General features: G+C 73.0%; 11 protein-coding genes. 4 read left to right on the forward strand and 7 right to left on the reverse strand.

Translation table 11 applies throughout. The features are described from left to right. Positions 1-914 precede the first annotated feature (914 nt). Together ABZY57_RS27890 and pulA are read left to right on the forward strand one after the other, a co-directional pair. Positions 915-2,666 carry a carbohydrate-binding module family 20 domain-containing protein gene (locus ABZY57_RS27890; RefSeq protein WP_356516511.1) on the forward strand — a complete coding sequence of 584 codons (1,752 nt, stop codon included), beginning with the start codon at positions 915-917 and terminating at the stop codon, positions 2,664-2,666. A 95-nt stretch (positions 2,667-2,761) separates the two neighbouring features. Beyond that, positions 2,762-8,086: a pullulanase-type alpha-1,6-glucosidase gene (pulA, locus tag ABZY57_RS27895; protein WP_356516531.1), complete on the forward strand. Its 5,325-nt coding sequence runs from the start codon at positions 2,762-2,764 to the stop codon at positions 8,084-8,086. A 16-nt stretch (positions 8,087-8,102) separates the two neighbouring features. On the opposite strand, the gene ABZY57_RS27900 is transcribed toward pulA, so the two are convergent. The 7 genes from ABZY57_RS27900 to ABZY57_RS27930 all read right to left on the reverse strand — a co-directional run bounded on the left by ABZY57_RS27900 (position 8,103) and on the right by ABZY57_RS27930 (position 15,059). Beyond that, positions 8,103-8,648, reverse strand: a complete 546-nt coding sequence (locus tag ABZY57_RS27900) for a GNAT family N-acetyltransferase (protein WP_356516513.1) — start codon at positions 8,646-8,648, stop codon at positions 8,103-8,105. 39 nt (positions 8,649-8,687) lie between these two features. Continuing rightward, positions 8,688-9,431: a TetR/AcrR family transcriptional regulator gene (locus ABZY57_RS27905; RefSeq protein ID WP_356516515.1), complete on the reverse strand. Its 744-nt coding sequence runs from the start codon at positions 9,429-9,431 to the stop codon at positions 8,688-8,690. Between the two features lie 35 nt (positions 9,432-9,466). After that, positions 9,467-10,516 (reverse strand): PDR/VanB family oxidoreductase, encoded by a 1,050-nt coding sequence (locus ABZY57_RS27910; protein WP_356516517.1) that lies wholly within the window; start codon positions 10,514-10,516, stop codon positions 9,467-9,469. Continuing rightward, a complete protein-coding gene (locus ABZY57_RS27915; protein WP_356516519.1) occupies positions 10,513-11,415 on the reverse strand; it encodes a metal-dependent hydrolase in 903 nt (300 codons plus the stop codon). Before ABZY57_RS27915 ends, ABZY57_RS27910 begins: the two co-directional genes overlap by 4 nt. Positions 11,416-11,493: 78 nt before the next feature. Continuing rightward, a complete protein-coding gene (locus ABZY57_RS27920; RefSeq protein WP_356516521.1) occupies positions 11,494-13,422 on the reverse strand; it encodes a hypothetical protein in 1,929 nt (642 codons plus the stop codon). Positions 13,423-13,544: 122 nt separating this feature from the next. Next, entirely contained in the window at positions 13,545-14,360 is an 816-nt protein-coding gene (locus ABZY57_RS27925; RefSeq protein WP_356516523.1) for a tyrosine-protein phosphatase, read from the reverse strand. A 66-nt stretch (positions 14,361-14,426) separates the two neighbouring features. Further along, positions 14,427-15,059, reverse strand: a complete 633-nt coding sequence (locus tag ABZY57_RS27930; protein ID WP_356516525.1) for a rhomboid-like protein — start codon at positions 15,057-15,059, stop codon at positions 14,427-14,429. Positions 15,060-15,125: 66 nt separating this feature from the next. On the opposite strand from ABZY57_RS27930, the gene ABZY57_RS27935 reads away from it, so the two are divergent. Continuing rightward, complete coding sequence (locus ABZY57_RS27935) at positions 15,126-15,926, forward strand: hypothetical protein (RefSeq protein WP_356516527.1); 801 nt, start codon at positions 15,126-15,128, stop codon at positions 15,924-15,926. A gap of 76 nt (positions 15,927-16,002) precedes the next feature. Continuing rightward, positions 16,003-17,463 (forward strand): PepSY domain-containing protein, encoded by a 1,461-nt coding sequence (locus ABZY57_RS27940; RefSeq protein WP_356516529.1) that lies wholly within the window; start codon positions 16,003-16,005, stop codon positions 17,461-17,463. Positions 17,464-17,521: the final 58 nt, after the last annotated feature.

Below are 17,521 nucleotides of genomic sequence, written 5' to 3' on the forward strand. Positions count from 1 at the left end.
CCGGTCCCTCAAGGGCGCTCCCCTTGGTCGCGTCGCTTCGCGATGGCCTTCGGCCACCCTTGACCGACCGGCCCACACCGAAACGCCACAAGACTTCCGGGATCCCCCCCGGGGAACGGCCGGGGGGAAGTGTGGGGAGGGGCGGGCCCGTTTGAGATGCCCGGGCCTTCTCCGGTCAGAGGGCATCCGTACCGGCCCCGGCAGGACCGGGGGCTCGGTCGGTACGGACGCGCGGGGCGGTCCGAGGATCCAGGGCCGGGCGTCTGGGCACCCTGCCCGTGACCGTCGACCGCCACCACGACTGAGAGGGGGACGGGAAGTCCCTCAGGGTCGGGGGGCGCGACCGATCGCTACACAGTCCCACTCGGCTGAGCGTCTGCGGGCCGTCTTGGGATGGGAAGACGATCAGGACGTAGTCGATCTGTCGCAGGCGCTCGGTCACCGGTCAAGATCCGCTACCACGCGGCCGTCGCCGCGAACCTGACCATCGCGGACCGGTCCCGACGTATCCAGCACCATGCCGACCTGGACCTGCGCATCGACTTCGCGCGTCGATCACCACGCATGATGCCTGCCACCGTCCGTCTGACCCACGCACTCTTCTCGGCGCGTGGACGGACATCTGGTGCGCGCCGCCTACGCCGAACTCAGGCCCCCCGCTGCCCCGCTGCCGCGCCAGCCGCCGGTCCAGGCCCGACTGCGACTTCCTCCTCCCGCACCGGTGGACCCGGCCTCGCCGCACCCCGCGGAGGCACCGGCCCGCGCGTTGCCGGTGGCTCCGCGAAACAATTCTGCAATCTCTTGCGCAAGGTCTTGCAGCGGTTCCTCCTGGCACCTACGGTCGCTGCAATCCCCAACTCGGCCGTGACCGGTCCCCACCCGGTCCTGCGCCTCTCCGCCAGGAGGAACACCCCATGCCCACCCGTGCCCGCGCCGTCAGAGCCGCCGCCGCGCTGCTCTCCGTATCCGCCGTCACCGCCGTGGCCGCCCTCGCCGTCGTCGGGGGGCCCGCCCCCCAGGCCTCTGCCGCCGCCCCAGGTGAGAAGGACGTCACCGCCGTCATGTTCGAGTGGCGGTTCGAGTCCGTCGGGAAGGCGTGCGGGGAGAGCCTCGGGCCCGCCGGGTACGGCTACGTCCAGGTGTCGCCCCCGCAGGAGCACATCCAGGGGGGTCAGTGGTGGACCTCGTACCAGCCCGTCAGCTACAAGATCGCCGGTCGCCTGGGTGACCGTGCCGGCTTCAAGGCGATGGTCGACGCCTGTCACGCGGCCGGTGTGAAGGTCGTCGCCGACTCCGTCATCAACCACATGGCGGCCGGCGACGGCACCGGAACGGGCGGGAGTTCGTACACGAAGTACAACTACCCCGGCATCTACTCCGGCGCAGACATGGACGACTGCCGGTCCTCGATATCGAACTACCAGGACCGCGGGAACGTCCAGAACTGCGAGCTCGTCCAGCTCGCCGACCTGGACACCGGCGAGGACTACGTGCGCGGCCGGATCGCCGCCTACCTCAACGACCTGCTGTCGCTCGGCGTCGACGGCTTCCGCATCGACGCCGCCAAGCACATGCCGGCCGCCGACCTCGCCAACATCAAGTCCCGGATGACGAACCCGAACGCCTACTGGAAGCAGGAGGCGATCCACGGGGCCGGCGAGGCGGTCTCGCCGAGCGAGTACCTCGGGAGCGGGGACGTGCAGGAGTTCCGCTACGCGCGGGACCTCAAGCGGGTCTTCCAGAACGAGAACCTCGCCAACCTGAAGAACTTCGGGGAGGCCTGGGGGTACATGCCCGCAGGGCAGTCCGCCGTCTTCGTCGACAACCACGACACCGAGCGCGGCGGCGACACCCTCAGCTACAAGAACGGGTCCGCCTACACGCTCGCCAACGTCTTCATGCTCGCCTGGCCCTACGGCTCCCCGGACGTGCACTCCGGCTACGAGTGGACCGACCGGGACGCCGGACCGCCCAACGGCGGCACGGTGAACTCCTGTTACACCGACGGGTGGAAGTGCCAGCACGCCTGGCAGGAGATCTCCTCCATGGTCGGCTTCCGCAACTCCGCGCGCGGCCAGGCCGTCACGAACTGGTGGGACAACGGCGGCGACCAGATCGCCTTCGGGCGCGGTGCCAAGGCGTACGTGGCGATCAACCACGAGGGCTCGGCACTGACCCGGACGTTCCAGACCTCCCTCCCGGCCGGCGACTACTGCGACGTGCAGAGCGGCCGAGCCGTGACCGTGGACTCCGGCGGGCGGTTCAGCGCCACGCTCGGGGCCGGAACGGCCGTCGCCCTGCACGTGGGCGCCCGCAGCTGCGGGGGCGGCACGCCGAGCCCGACGCCGACACCCACGCCGACCCCCACCGCTGCGGCCGGTGCTTCCTTCGCCGTCAACGCCACCACCGTGCTCGGCCAGAACATCTACGTCACCGGTGACCGCGCCGAGCTCGGCACCTGGAACACCGGCGCCGCCCTCAAGCTCGACCCGGCCGCCTACCCCGTCTGGAAGCTCGACGTCACGCTCCCGCCCGGCACGGTCTTCGCCTACAAGTACGTCCGCAAGGACGCCGCCGGCAACGTCACCTGGGAGAGCGGAGCCAACCGCTCCGCCACGGTCCCCGCCAACGGCAAGGTCACGCTGACCGACACCTGGCGCAACTGACCCTCCCGCCCCACCCCGTCCCGTACCCGAGGAGATCCGCCTTGATACGCCCCGCCCTCGCCGGCGCCGCAAGAGTGCTCGCCGCCACCCTGGCCGTGACGCTCCTGCCCGCCCTGCCCGCCGCCGCGGCGTCCGCCGCCAAGGCGCCACCGGCCCCGCCCTCGGACGCCAAGCTGGCGGCCGAGTCCGCGCGGCACGACCTGACCCGGGAGCAGTTCTACTTCGTGCTCCCGGACCGGTTCGCGAACGGCGACCCGCGCAACGACCGGGGCGGCCTGACCGGCTCCCGGCTGGAGACCGGCCTGGACCCGACGGACAAGGGCTTCTACCAGGGCGGGGACCTCAAGGGGATCACCGACCGGCTGGACTACATCAAGGGGCTCGGCACCACGGCCATCTGGATGGCGCCGATCTTCAAGAACCAGCCGGTGCAGGGGACGGGCAAGGACGTCTCGGCCGGGTACCACGGGTACTGGATCACCGACTTCACCCAGGTCGACCCGCACTTCGGGACCAACGCCGACCTGGAGCGGCTGATCGACAAGGCGCACGCGAAGGGGATGAAGGTCTTCTTCGACGTCATCACCAACCACACCGCCGACGTCGTCGACTACCGGGAGGCGTCCTACGGGTACCTCTCGAAGGGGGCCTTCCCGTACCTGACCAAGGACGGGGTGCCCTTCGAGGACGCCGACTATGCCGCGGGGGAGGGGAAGTTCCCGAAGACCGACGGGGACTCCTTCCCCCGCACCCCCTTCGTCCCCACGGCGAAGAAGAACCTGAAGGTCCCGGCCTGGCTCAACGACCCGACGATGTACCACAACCGGGGCGACTCCACCTTCGCCGGCGAATCCTCCGACCAGGGTGACTTCTTCGGCCTCGACGACCTGTGGACCGAGCGTCCCGAGGTGGTCGAGGGGATGGAGAAGATCTACGAGAAGTGGGTCGAGGACTACGACGTCGACGGCTTCCGGATCGACACCGTCAAGCACGTCAACAAAGGGTTCTGGACCCAGTGGGCCACCGCCCTCGACGCGTACGCGGCCCGGCACGGCCGCAAGGACTTCTTCATGTTCGGCGAGGTCTACTCCGCCGACACCGCGATCACCTCCCCGTACGTGACCCAGGGCCGCCTGGACGCCACGCTCGACTTCCCGCTCCAGGAGGCGATCCGCTCGTACGCCGCCCAGGGCGCGGAGGCCGGGAGGCTGGCCTCCGTCTTCGGCGACGACTACCGGTACACCACCGACAAGGCGAACGCTTACGAGCAGGTCACCTTCCTCGGCAACCACGACATGGGCCGCTTCGGCACCTTCCTGAAGCAGGACCGGCCGGGGGCGGGGGAGCAGGAACTGCTGGACCGGTACCGGCTCGCCAACGAGCTGATGTTCCTCTCCCGGGGCAATCCGGTGATCTACTCCGGCGACGAGCAGGGCTTCACCGGCGCGGGCGGGGACAAGGACGCCCGCCAGCCCCTCTTCGCCTCCCGGGCCGCCGACTACCTGGACGACGACCAGCTCGGAACGGCGCGCACACACGCGAGCGACGCCTACGATCCGGCGCACCCGCTCTACCAGCAGATCAGTGCTCTCGCGAAGCTGACCAAGGACCACCCGGCCCTCCGGGACGGCGTTCAGAGTGAACGGCCCGTCAAGGGCGCGGACGGGTCGGCCTACGCCTTCGCCCGCACCGACACCCGCACGCGCACCGAGTACCTGGTCGCGGCGAACAACGCCACCGCGCCCCGCACCATCGACCTCGACGCCCCGGCCGGCGTCCAGTACGCCGCCCTCTACGGCGGCACGGCCACGCTGATCCGTTCCTCCGCGGCCGGCAAGCTGACCGTCACCCTCCCGGCCCTCGGCTCCGTCGTCCTCCAGGCCACCACCCCGGCCGCCAAGCCCACCACCAAGCCCACCCTCACCCTCAAGGCACCGGCCCCCGGCGCCACCGGCACCGTCGAGCTCTCGGCCGAGGTCACCGGCGACCCCCTGAGCCGGGTCGTCTTCGCCGCCCAGACCGGCACGGACAAGTGGCAGGTCCTCGGCTCCGCCGACCACGCCCCGTACAAGGTCACCCAGTTCATCGACCCTGCCACCGCAGCCGGCACCCCGCTGCGCTACAAGGCCGTGGTCGTCGACTCCGCCGGCCGCACCGCGAGCGCCCTCGCCGCATCGGCCACCGGTCAGACCCCGCCCGCCGAGGTCCCCACCGCCACCCAGCGCGACTACGCGGTCGTCCACTACAACCGCCCCGACGGCGACTACACCGACTGGCGGCTCTACGCCTGGGGCGACCTCGCCGAGGGCGAGGCAACTCCCTGGCCCGCCGGCCACGACTTCACCGGCCGCGACGCCTACGGCGCCTTCGCCCACGTCAAGCTCAAGCCCGGCGCGAGCAGCGTCAGCTACCTCGTCATCGACAAGAACGGCACCAAGGACGTCGCCGTCGACCGCACCATCGACGTGACGAAGACCGGCGAGATCTGGCTGGAACAGGGCAAGGAGCCCGCCCGCACCGACCGCCCCGCCTACCCGCCGCAGGACACCGCGAAGGCCGTCCTGCACTACCAGCGCCCCGACGGCGCCTACGAGGGCTGGGGCCTGCACGTCTGGACCGGAGCGGCGACGCCCACCGACTGGTCCAAGCCGGTCCTCCCCGTCCGCACCGACTCCTACGGCGCCGTCTACGAGGTCCCCCTCGCCGCCGGAGCCACCAGCCTCAGCTACATCCTCCACAAGGGCGACGAGAAGGACCTCCCGTCCGACCAGTCCCTCGACCTGAAGAGCAACGGGCACGAGGTGTGGATGCTGGGCGGCCAGGAGAAGTACCTCCTCCCGCAGCCCGCCGGCAGCGCCGCCGCCCTGGACCTCACCAAGGCCCAGGCCGTCTGGATCGACCGCGACACCGTCGCCTGGAACGCTCCGCCCGCCGCCGCCTCCCTCCAGCTCCTCGCCTCCCGCGAAGGCGCCGTCAAGGCCGAGAACGGCACCCTGACCGGCCGGGCCCAGTGGCTGCGCCTGGCCGGGACCGAGCTGACCGCCGCCCAGAAGGCGAAGTACCCGCACCTGTCCGCGTACACCGCCTACACGGTCGACCCGCGCGACCGGGACCGCGTCCGCGAAGCCCTGCGCGGCCAGCTCGTGGCCAGTGCCCGCGCCGCCAACGGCGCCGTCCTCGCCGCCACCGGGGTCCAGCTCGCCGGGGTCCTCGACGACCTCTACACGACCGGCTCCCCGCTCGGCCCCGTCTTCAAGGACGGCCGTCCCACCCTCTCCGTGTGGGCCCCCACCGCCCAGCAGGTGAGCCTCGAACTCGACGGCCGCACCGTCCCGATGCGCCGCGACGACGCCACCGGCGTCTGGTCGGTGCGCGGCGACCGCGACTGGACCGGCAAGCGCTACCGCTACGCCGTCACCGTCTGGGCCCCGAGCACCGGCCAGGTGGTCCGCAACCTCGTCACCGACCCGTACTCCACCGCCCTGACCACGGACTCCGCGTACAGCCTGGCCGTGGACCTCGCCGATCCGAAGCTCGCCCCGCCCGGCTGGCGCGAGCTGAAGAAGCCCGCGCCCGTCCCCTTCACCTCCGCGCAGATCCAGGAACTGCACATCCGCGACTTCTCGGTCGCCGACCGCACCGCCACCCACCCCGGCCAGTACCTGGCCTTCACGGACACCGCCTCGGCGGGCATGCGCCACCTGCGCGACCTGGCCGCCGCAGGGACCTCGTACGTCCACCTCCTGCCCGCCTTCGACATCGGCACCATCCCGGAGAAGCCCGGGGACCGCACCGAGCCCGCCTGCGACCTGAAGGTCTACGCCCCCGACTCCGAGGAGCAGCAGGCCTGCGTGGCCGCCGCGGCCGCGAAGGACGCGTACAACTGGGGCTACGACCCGCTGCACTACACGGTCCCCGAGGGCTCGTACGCGAGCGACCCGAACGGCACGGCCCGCACGGTGGAGTTCCGCCGCATGGTGCAGTCCCTGAACGGCGCGGGCCTGCGCACGGTCATGGACGTCGTCTACAACCACACCGTGGCCGCCGGCCAGTCCGACAAGTCGGTGCTCGACCGCATCGTCCCCGGCTACTACCAGCGGCTGCTGGCCGACGGCTCCGTCGCCACCTCCACCTGCTGCGCCAACACCGCCCCCGAGAACGCCATGATGGGCCGCCTCGTCGTGGACTCGGTGGTCACCTGGGCCAAGCAGTACAAGGTCGACGGCTTCCGCTTCGACCTCATGGGCCACCACCCGAAGGCCAACATCCTGGCCGTGCGCGCCGCCCTCGACGCGCTGACGCCCCAGAAGGACGGGGTCGACGGGAAGAAGATCGTCCTCTACGGGGAGGGCTGGAACTTCGGCGAGGTCGCCGATGACGCCCGCTTCGTGCAGGCCACGCAGCAGAACATGGCCGGCACGGGAATCGCCACCTTCTCCGACCGGGCCCGCGACGCGGTCCGCGGCGGCGGCCCCTTCGACGAGGACCCGCGCGTCCAGGGCTTCGCCTCCGGCCTGTTCACGGCCCCCAACGCCTCCCCGGCGAACGGCACTCCGGAGCAGCAGCGCGTGCGGCTCCTCCACGACCAGGACCTGATCAAGGTCGGGCTGACCGGCAACCTCGCCGCGTACGCCTTCACGGACTCCACCGGCCGCGCGGTCAAGGGCTCCGAGGTGGACTACAACGGAGCCCCGGCCGGGTACGCGGCAGCCCCCGGCGACGCGCTCGCCTACGTCGACGCCCACGACAACGAGACGCTCTTCGACGCCCTGGCGTTCAAGCTCCCGGAGGGCACCCGGGCGGCCGACCGGGCCCGCGCCCAGGTCCTGGCCATGTCCGTGGCCGCCCTCTCCCAGGGCCCGGCCCTCTCCCAGGCGGGCACGGACCTGCTCCGCTCCAAGTCCCTGGACCGCAACTCCTACGACAGCGGGGACTGGTTCAACGCCGTCCACTGGGACTGCGAGGACGGCAACGGCTTCGGTCGCGGCCTGCCTCCGGCGGCCGACAACCGTGCGAAGTGGCCCTACGGGAAGCCCCTGCTGGCCGCGCCCGCACCCGGCTGCGCGGAGATCGGCGGCGCTTCGTCCGCGTACCGGGACCTGCTGAGGATCCGTACGACGGAACCGGCCTTCGCCCTCACCACCACCGAGGCGGTCCAGGCGAAGCTGGCCTTCCCGCTCTCGGGGCCCGAGGAGACCCCGGGCGTGATCACGATGGCCCTGGGCGACCTGGTGGTGGTCTTCAACGCCGCCCCCACCGCCCTGACCCAGCGGGTCCCGGCCCTCGCGGGCACGGCCTACGCCCTGCACCCGGTGCAGGCCTCGGGCACGGATCCGGTGGTGCGCCAGGCGGCCTACGACCCGGCGAAGGGGGAGTTCACCGTCCCGGCCCGCACGACGGCCGTCTTCAAGCGGGGGTGAACCGGGCAAGGGCGGGTCAGGCGGGGTTGACCAGCGTGAGCTGATCCAGCCGCTTCTCCAGCAGGATCACCCCGTACACCCGCCCGTCCTTGCCCTCCTTGTGGGGGAACTCCCCGACCACCCGGTAGCCCGCGGACAGGTAGTACGCGAGCAGCCGGGGGTTGGTGGAGACGCAGTCCAGCCGCGCCCGTTCGCGGCCGGTCCTGGCGATGCGCCGCTCGGAGTGTTCGAGCAGCCGCCGGCCGGCCCCGGCGGGCGCGGCCTCGCGTTCGACCATGAGCCGGTGCACGTAGCCGGCCACGGGCGGCTGGATGCCCCAGGCCTCCTCGTCGGACCACCACAGCTCGTAGGCCCCGACGGCGTGCCCGTTGCCGTCCGAGGCGAGCCACACCTCGCCCTCGCGCATCATCGCCCGGAAGTGAGCGGCGTCCTTCTCCCCGGGCTTCCACTGGTCGATCCCGTGCGCGGCCATCCAGCGGGCGGCCTGGTCGTACAGCGCCACCAGCGTGCCGGCGTCCTTCTCCTCGGCCTGCCGGAACACGATCCCGTCGTCAATGATCACGCGGGCATTATTGCGCGCTATTCGATCAAGGACGGTCGATCAACGCGGACCGGGCACCGAGGGGCCGGACCCCGTGGGGCCGCGTCCATCGGGGACGAGGGCCACCAGCCGCCCCACCAGTTCCCCGAACGGCCCGTCGGCCGGCTCGTCCACGAGGATCCGTACGAGGATGCCCGCCATCTCCGCGTCGTAGGCGGCGCTCACCGCGGCCAGCGCCGCGAAATCGTGCACCAGCTGCAACTCCAGCTCGGCGCGCGGGATCCGCCGGCCGTCCAGCCAGATCAGCGCCGTCGACTCGGCCAGCGACACCCACGAGCGGACCACGAGCTCCAGCCGGGCGGGCGGAGCCTGCAGATCGACGTCCAGGTGCGCGAGGATCTGCTCGTACGCCGCTTGCCGCACGTCGTCGATCATCGCGTTGGCCCGGCTGCTGCCGACCGCCGGACCTCCCCGCATCAGCGCCGAGAACCCGGGCCCGTGCTCGTCGACGAAGGCGAAGAACCGCCCCATGACCCGGAGCAGGCGCGCCCCGAGCGGGCCTTCCCGGGGTTCCACGAACCGCAGCGCTAGCTCGTCGGCCGCCCGCCGCAGCGCAGCCTCGTAGAGGCTCAGCTTGCCGGGGAAGTAGTGGTAGACGAGCGGCCGCGATATCCCCGCGGCCGCCGCGATCTCGTCGATGGACACGTCGTCGGGCGACCGGTGGCTGAACAGCTCCAGCGCAACCCCGATCAGCTGCTGCCGCCGCTCTTCGACACCCATCCTGCGCCGCACCCCGGTTGTCATGCGGCCACCCTACTGCGGACCCCCGCGGGGGCTCCTTACAGGTCCAGGACCAGGCGGTCCGAGGCCGCGCGGGAGACGCACAGGAGCATGGAGTCCTCGCGCTCGCCGTCCGTCAGGAGGGTGTCGCGATGGTCGATGTCCCCGGCCAGGACCCGGTGTTGACAGGTGCCGCAGAAGCCCTGCTCGCAGGAGTACGGGGTGTTGGGCAGCTCCCGGCGGACGGCGGTCAGAGCGGATTCCGCAGCCGCCACCTCCACGACCCGCCCCGAGCGGTGCAGTTCGAGCGTGAAGGGCTTCGCGTCCCCGCCGGCCGCGGCCGGGGCGAACCGCTCCAAGTGGACCGGGGTGCCCGCCGGCGCCGCCGCCTCGACGGCCGCCATCAGAGGGGCCGGGCCGCAGCAGTAGACCGGGGTCCCCGGGCCGAGCGCGCCGAGCACGCTCAGGTCGGGGAGGCCCGCTTCGTCCTCCGGGACGACCGTGACCCGGTCCCCGTACGGCGCGAGTTCGGCCAGGAAGGGCATCGAGGTCCGCGAGCGGCCCCCGTAGAGCAGGGTCCAGTCCGCGCCGGCCTCCGTCGCCGCCCGGAGCATCGGGAGGACGGGAGTGATGCCGATGCCGCCCGCGACGAAGGCGTAGGACGGGGACGGGACGAGGGGGAAGCGGTTGCGGGGCGGGCGGACCGGGAGTTCCGCGCCTTCCACCAGCTGGGCGTGCGCCTCGCGCGACCCGCCGCGGCCGTCCTCCACGAGCCGGACCGCGATCGTGTAGCGGCCCCGGTCGGCGGGGTCGCCGCACAGGGAGTACTGGCGGACCAGCCCCGAGGGGAGCTGTACGTCCAGGTGCGCACCCGGGGCCCACTCCGGGAGCTCCGCCGACTCCAGCGTCAGGGACAGCACCCCGTCCGCGGGCTCCGTACGGGAGACGATCAGCGCCGGGATCCACCGGCGCGGCGAGTACCCCGAGACCGGGGTCTCCAGCGCGGGCAGCGGCCAGAGGGGCGATCCGGAGTCGATGCGCCGGCCGATCGCGCGCTTCGTCAGCCATGCGGCGCCCGCGAGCGCGGTCACCGTGAGGGCGCGCCTCATCCGCGGGCACCGCCGTTCGCGCCGGGGGAGGAGGCCAGGTAGGCGACGGCCTGTGCCGTGGAGCCCTCCTGCGAGGGGTGGTAGGTGCGCGAGAGGTACGTCGGGATCGACTTCAGCATCGCGCCCGTGGACGGCAGGGTCCCCTTGCGGCCCGAGCGGTAGAACTGGCCCACCGAGGCCTTGGACCCGGGCGGGAGCGAGGCGTCGTGTTCCATGAAGTAGCGCGATCCGCGCTGCCACAGGAAGACCAGCGCGGTGAAGGCCGTGGCCCAGGTGCGCGCCCGGCGCCGGTAGGTACCGTCCACGTGCATGAACAGGTCGAAGGCCACCGACCGGTGTTCGACCTCCTCCGCGCCGTGCCAGCGCAGCAGGTCCAGCATCATCGGGTCCGCGCCGCGCCGGTCCAGCTCGTCGGCGTTGAGTATCCAGTTGCCGAGGAAGGCCGTGTAGTGCTCGATCGCGGCGATCATGGCCACGCGCTCCATCAGCCACCACGTGCGGGCCCCGCCCGGCGGCAGCGTCCGGTCGCCGAGCAGCTTCTCGAAGAGCCAGTCGATCTGCGCCGTGTAGGGCGTCGGGTCCAGACCCAGCCGCTTGAGGTGGGGGAGCACGTCGTCGTGCGCGCTCGCGTGCATGGCCTCCTGGCCGATGAACCCCACGACGTCCTCGCGCAGTCGCTCGTCCGTGATGTACGGGAGCACCTGCTTGTAGACGTGCACGAACCAGCGCTCGCCCGCCGGGAGCAGCAGGTGCAGCACGTTGATGGTGTGGTTGGCGAAGGGGTCGCCGGGCAGCCAGTGGAGCGGGGTGTCCTCCCAGGAGAAGGACACGTTGCGGGCCTTGAGATCTATGTGCTCCGACGCCACGGGGGCGGGCGACGCGGGCGGCGTATTAGACATGGCGTCAATGTACTGATGGGTAGAGGGGAGGGAAACCCCTCTGCCGCCACTTCCTTCCGCCCCCGGGCCAGGCCGGGACTACCTCAACACCCCTGCCTTCGAGCCGTCCGTGAGCTTGCCCGTCAGCTCCACCTGCGCCCCCGCCGGAGCCTTCACCGCCAGCCGGTTGCCCACCGCGACCCCGCTCACCTGACCGCCGCCCACGGTCAGCGAAGCGAACTGCGCACTGCCCGCCGCCAGTACGTACCACTGCCCGGCCTTCGACTTCCACAGCACCCCGGCCAGCACCCGGGGCTCCCGCGGCCCGCACGCCGGCGAGCCCTCGGCCTTCGCCGCCTGCGCCGCCAGCGGCGCCCCCGGGGCCAGGAACTGCGCCTGCACCCGGTCCGCCGTGCCCTGCCAGGTCTCCGCCCGGGTGCACAGCCAGGTCGCCGTGCCGTCGCCCTCCGGCAACGGCTGCTTCGCGTACGTCCACGCGTTGACCGTGCGCACCCCGTGCGAGCGCACCGAGGGCAGCAGACACGCGATCCGCGACCAGTCGCCCAGCTCCGCGCCCTCCGTCACGTTCCGCTCGGCGCCCGGCGCCCCCGAGGTCAGCCGGGCCGGGGTCAGCTCGCCCAGGTCGGTGATCAGCCGGGTCGCGCCGTCGCCGGTCACGGCCAGGGCGCTCCAGCTCGTACAGGTGCCGTCCGGGGCGGGGCTCGGCACCGGCGGGGTGATCCCCTCCGCCGTCAGCTCCAGACCCGTCGGGGCGGTCCCCGGCTTCAGCAGGTCCCGCTGCGTCGCAGCCGTCACCCACGGAGCCGCCAGATAGCGGACGTTGCCGTCCACCCGGCTGAGCACCAGCGCCGCCGCCGTGTCCGCCGAAGCGCCGTCGGTCCGGGCGAAGTCGAGGGCGGCGATCTCGGTGCCGGAGCGCGGTTCCGCGTACCGCACCACGCGCAGGCCGTCGTACAGCAGGACCACGACGGCCTGGTCCACGGTCCCCGCGAACAGCAGCTGCGCGGGACCCATGGGCGGCCCGGACGGGGTGCCGGGGGTGGCCGAGACCACGACCGAGCGGCCCGGCCGGGCCCAGACGGCCAGCGCCCGGCGCAGCAGCGCGGCATCGTCGACGCGGTCGCCGCGCGCGGGCCAGCCGGAGTAGTCGGTACGGGAGGACGTGTTCCAGACCGTGGGCGCGACCCGGACCAGCTGCCCGGGGTCCAGGGCCTGCTCCGCCGCCGCGTTCCTCGCGTAGAGCGGAGCGGCGGCCCCGTCGTCCCCCCACCCGCCGCCGGGCAGCGCGAGCAGCACCCCGCAGACGGCGAGGGCGACCCCGGCGGCGATCCCGGCCCGCACGAGCCGGCGGCGCCGCAGCAGGTCGGTGGGCCGGGCCTGCAGCACGCAGGGGTCGAACTCGGGGGAGGCGAACAGCTCGTCGGTCGACGGGTCGCCCGACTCCGCGACGGCGGCGGCCGGGTTGGCCACCCCCGCCTCGGTGAGTACCCGCAGCACTTCCGGCTCGGGCAGCCGCTCCAGCGCACGCAGGACGCACGCGGCCCGGCCCGGCCCGTCGAGGGTGGCCAGCCACTGGTCGAGCGCCAGCTCCTCGGCGCCGCCCGAGCGCGGGAACAGCCGCAGCCCCCACACCTGGGGCAGCAGTGGCGGCAGTTGGGCCCGCCGGGGCAGCGCGCGGAACGTCAGCGGGATGCCGGCTTCCAGGGCGGACCGCAGCACGCGCAGCCGCACGTACGCGTACCCGGACTCGGGACCCGCCCCACCCCGCTGCCCCGGAACCCCGCCCTGCACGGCCGCCTGCGCGGCGGCCGCCCCGTCCCGCCGCCCGCGCGGCAGGGCGCGCTGGGCCAGCGAGTGGGCGGTGAGCACCCGCCGGTTGCGGCCGAGGGCGGGCGGCAGCACCAGATAGGCCAGCCGTACCAGCCGTGGATAGTGCTCGACGATGGCGGCCTCGGCCTGCTCGACATCGGGCGGGAGGGGGCGGGTGGCGGTATCCGGCGCAGTCACGTTCAGCAGAACGAGCGAATGGTCGGATGGTCACCGGGTCCCAGCGCGCATGTTCGGGCCGACCCGCGGGGAGGAGCGCTCAGGTCCGGCCCGCGGGATCCGGGAAGGTCCCGCCGGCGGGCTCAGGCGATGAGGCGGGCGCGCAGCGCCTCGACCGTTTCGTCGGGGACGCCGAGGCCCTCGCGCACGTACTTCTCCATCGAGCCGTAGCGCGTGTTCACCTCGTCCAGCGCCGCCTCCAGGTAGGTGGGGAAGACGCCGATCAGCGCCAGCGCGATGTCCGGGTCGCCGCCGGCCGCCGTGAAGCCCTCGATCATCGGGGCGAAGGCGATCCGCACCGCCGGGTTGACCGACAGGTACTCGCTCATCAGCGTCTCGTCGTCGGCGCCGAGCAGGGACAGGACCACGGTCGCGCCCCAGCCCGTACGGTCCTTGCCCGCCGTGCAGTGGAAGAGCAGCGGCCCGGACTGCGGGTCGGCGAGCTCGGTGACCAACAGCCGGTACGCGGACTGCGCGGAGGCGGAGCTCACCAGGGAGCGGTAGATGCCGGCGAACAGGGCCTGCACCTTGCCGCCGCCCAGGTGCTCCTCGGCCACCACGGGGTCGGACAGGAGGTCCTTGAGCTGGGCGGCGGGGATCTTCCCCGGGCCGGCCTCGCCGGTGCTGTCGGCCGCCATCTTGTCGGCCAGGGCGTCGGCTATGAGCAGCCGGGCGCCGGCCGGTATGCGGTCGGGGTGATCGCCGCGCTCGACGCCGGAACGGAAATCGAGGACGGTCCTGATGCCCAGCGCGGCCACCGCCCGGTCGACGTCGAGGTCGAGCCGGTCGAGCTGACCTGAGCGCAGCGCCAGGCCCGGGCGGACGCTGCGGCCGTCGGCGAGCGGGGTGCCGCCGAGGTCCCGGAGGTTGGCGACGGTCGTGGCGGGGGTGGCGGTCATCGTGGCGGCTCCAACGTGATCGGAGAAACGTGATCGGAGAATCGAATGATCAGAGAAAGGGATGACTCAGGGCGAAGCGCGCTGGATGACGCGTGTCATCCGTATGATTTTCGGAGATTTCGCTCCGGAAAGGTAATCGGCGGCCAGTGAGACCCCGAGGCCGAGGCCCAGTGCCACCAGGTGCCCCGTGTCGGTGAAGGTCCGGCCCCGCCGCAGTACCGGCCGGACGGCGAGTGCCAGCAGCCCGACCCGGGCGGTGGTGCGCACCGGCCCGCGCGGGAGCGCCGAGGTCAGTGCCCCGAGCACGGTGTTGAACCCGTAGCTGGTGCCCACGTCCACCGCCTGCCGGGTCGCGGGGGCGGCCGTCCGGCGGAGGACCCCGTAGACCAGCAGAGTGGCCGTGACGTGCCCGAACAGGAAGGCGGCCGCCGTCCACCAGGCCCCGTAGGCGTACTCGGCGTACCCCAGGACGGCCGCCAGCAGGAGGGCGTACGGCAGCGGCATCGGCTCCTCGACGAGGAAGGCGCTGGCCGGCAGGGTCTCCCAGCGGCAGGCGTCCAGGTTGCCGGCGTTGGTGGAGCAGCGGCGCAGCAGTCGCTCCCGCGCCGCCGGGTCCAGCCGCTCCAGGGCGTACGCCCCGAGCTGGACCGTGCCCGTGTACACCGCGCTCAACGGGATCGTCAACGGCAGGGGGCTCATCGGACCATGATCGGCCACGGGGGTGCCGTTCGGCGAGGCGGGGGGCCGTGGCAACATTCCCAGGTCATGTCACACAGCCCCGCGCCGATGCGCGCCACGCGGGCCGCGGTCTTCGCGGCGGTGGCCGTCGCACTGGGTGCGGCGGGGCATTCGTACATGTCCGGTACGGACCTTCCCGCACTGGTGCTTCTGTCCGCATTCGGGCTGACCGGAGGGCTCGCCTGGCTCTCCGCCGGGCGCCGGCGCGGACCCCTCCCCATTGCCGCGGCGCTGCTCGCCGTACAGACGGTCCTGCACCTCCTCTTCTCCGCCTCGGCAGGCGGTCGCCACGAGGCGGACGCGGGTTCGGGCATGGGCATGGGAATGGGCATGGATACGGGCATGGGCATGGGCACGGGCACGGGGGCGGATGCCGGCGGGGAGGGCGCGGCCGCCGATGCCGTGCACGGCATGCACTCCATGGCCGGCATGCACGGCATGCACGGCATGGAGGGCATGGGCGGTACGGCCGGCATGGGCGACATGGCCGCCGGCCACGCCCATGACGGGCTCGGCATGATCGCCGCGCACGTCCTCGCCGGGCTGTTCTGCGCGCTCTGGCTGGCCCGGGGCGAGGCTGCCGTCTTCCGGCTCACCGCCGCCCTCGCGGCCGGGGCGCTGCTCGCCGCCCGGCCGCTCTCCCGGGTCTTCGCCCTGCTCCGGGCGCGCGGGATCCCCGTACCGCCGGCGCGGGCGTTCCGGCCCGCCGGGTACGCGCGGCCGCGCACCCTGCGCGGTGCCGTGCACGCGCACACCGCCGAGCGGCGCGGGCCGCCCGCGCGCGGACGGATCCGTACCACGGCCCCCGGCCGTCCTGCCGTCGTCTGACCGAACGGCGCGTCCTCGCGGCGAGGGCGGGACCTGGGGCCGCTCACCCCTGTCTTCGCCCACACCTAGGACACCCATGTCTCTCGACGAGGTCGCCGTCCGCGCAGCGGACCCCGACGCACCCCCCACCAAATCCGAGCCCGGATCCGCTCCCGCGCGCACGCCCGGCACCTGGGCCGCCCTGCGGCCGCTGCTCCTGCGCCTGCACTTCTATGCCGGGGTGCTGATCGCCCCGCTCCTGCTCGTCGCCGCCACCACCGGGCTGCTCTACGCCGGTTCCTGGCAGGCCGAGAGGATCCTCTACGCCGACCAGCTGACGGTCGACCGCGTCGGCGCGAACGCGCAGCCGCTCAGCGCCCAGGTCGGCGCGGCCGTGAACGCCGCGCCCCAGGGCTCGGTGACGGCCGTATGGCCCGCGCCCGAGGCGGATGCCACCACCCGGGTGATCATGGAGAGCCCGGGACTCGCCGACGGCGAGACCCTCACCGTGTTCGTCGATCCGTATACGGCCGAGGTCCGCGGGAAGCTCACCACCGTCGGGGACGCGCTGCCGCTGCGCGCCTGGCTGAGCGAGTTCCACGCCAGCCTCCACCTGGGGGAGTTCGGCCGGAACTACAGCGAGCTCGCCGCGAGCTGGCTGTGGGTGGTCGCGCTCGGCGGGCTCGCGCTGTGGATCGGCCGCAAGCGGGCCCGTAAGGCCGCCCTCGTCGTGCCCGACCGCACGGCGACCGGCCGCCGCAAGACCCTCTCCTGGCACGGTTCGGTCGGCCTCTGGATCGTGGTCGGCCTCGTCGGACTCTCCGTCACCGGCCTGACCTGGTCGAGGTACGCCGGCGAAAACATCGGGGAACTCAAGGACGGCCTCGGCGGGACCACCCCGGCCGTGGCCTCCGAGCTCCCCGGCGCACCGGCCGCCGACGCGGGCGGCGAGCACGCCGGGCACGGCGCGGCGGGCGGGACCCGGGCGCCGGTGCCCGCCCCGGTCGATGTCATCGGCATCGACGGAGCGGTGGCGGCGGCCCGGTCCGCCGGGGTCACCGCGTCGCTGCGGATCACGCTGCCCGCCCAGGGCAAGGGGTACGTGGTCAAGGAGCAGGACAAGCAGGTGCCGGTGCACCTGGACGCGGTCTCCGTGGACCCCGCCGACGGCCGGGTCATGGACGAACTCCGCTTCTCCGAGCACCCGCTGCTCGCCCAGCTGACCCGCTACGGCATCGACCTGCACATGGGCCTGACCTTCGGGCTCGCCAACCAGCTGGCCCTGGCCGCGCTCGCGGTCCTGGTGATGTTCATGGTCGTCTGGGGCTACCGCATGTGGTGGCTGCGCCGCCCGACCAAGGAGCGCACCCTCTCGGCCGGCCGCCCCCAGCCGCGCGGAGCGTGGCGGAAGCTGCCGGTGACGGTGCTGCTGCCGCTGGCCGCGGCGGCGGCCGTCGTGGGCTGGTTCGTACCGATGCTGGGCATCAGCCTGCTGGTGTTCCTGGCGGGGGACCTGGTGCTGGGCTTCGTCGCGTCGCGGCGCTCGGCGAAGGCCTAGGCGCCGTCCGTCCGGTCGGGCCGGGGGCGCGCCCCCCCCCGCGCCGCCCGCCCCGCGC

It is taken from the genome of Streptomyces sp. NPDC006450, from assembly GCF_040612195.1.
GTDB lineage: Bacteria > Actinomycetota > Actinomycetes > Streptomycetales > Streptomycetaceae > Streptomyces.

What these genes read in the sequence shown, in the direction of transcription:
- ABZY57_RS27915 (WP_356516519.1), bottom strand. Translation starts at nt 11,415, where the DNA reads ATGTCTAATACGCCGCCCGCGTCGCCCGCCCCCGTGGCGTCGGAGCAC.
- ABZY57_RS27890 (WP_356516511.1), top strand. Translation starts at nt 915, where the DNA reads ATGCCCACCCGTGCCCGCGCCGTCAGAGCCGCCGCCGCGCTGCTCTCC.
- ABZY57_RS27940 (WP_356516529.1), top strand. Translation starts at nt 16,003, where the DNA reads ATGTCTCTCGACGAGGTCGCCGTCCGCGCAGCGGACCCCGACGCACCC.
- ABZY57_RS27930 (WP_356516525.1), bottom strand. Translation starts at nt 15,059, where the DNA reads ATGAGCCCCCTGCCGTTGACGATCCCGTTGAGCGCGGTGTACACGGGC.
- ABZY57_RS27925 (WP_356516523.1), bottom strand. Translation starts at nt 14,360, where the DNA reads ATGACCGCCACCCCCGCCACGACCGTCGCCAACCTCCGGGACCTCGGC.
- ABZY57_RS27935 (WP_356516527.1), top strand. Translation starts at nt 15,126, where the DNA reads ATGTCACACAGCCCCGCGCCGATGCGCGCCACGCGGGCCGCGGTCTTC.
- ABZY57_RS27910 (WP_356516517.1), bottom strand. Translation starts at nt 10,516, where the DNA reads ATGAGGCGCGCCCTCACGGTGACCGCGCTCGCGGGCGCCGCATGGCTG.
- ABZY57_RS27905 (WP_356516515.1), bottom strand. Translation starts at nt 9,431, where the DNA reads ATGACAACCGGGGTGCGGCGCAGGATGGGTGTCGAAGAGCGGCGGCAG.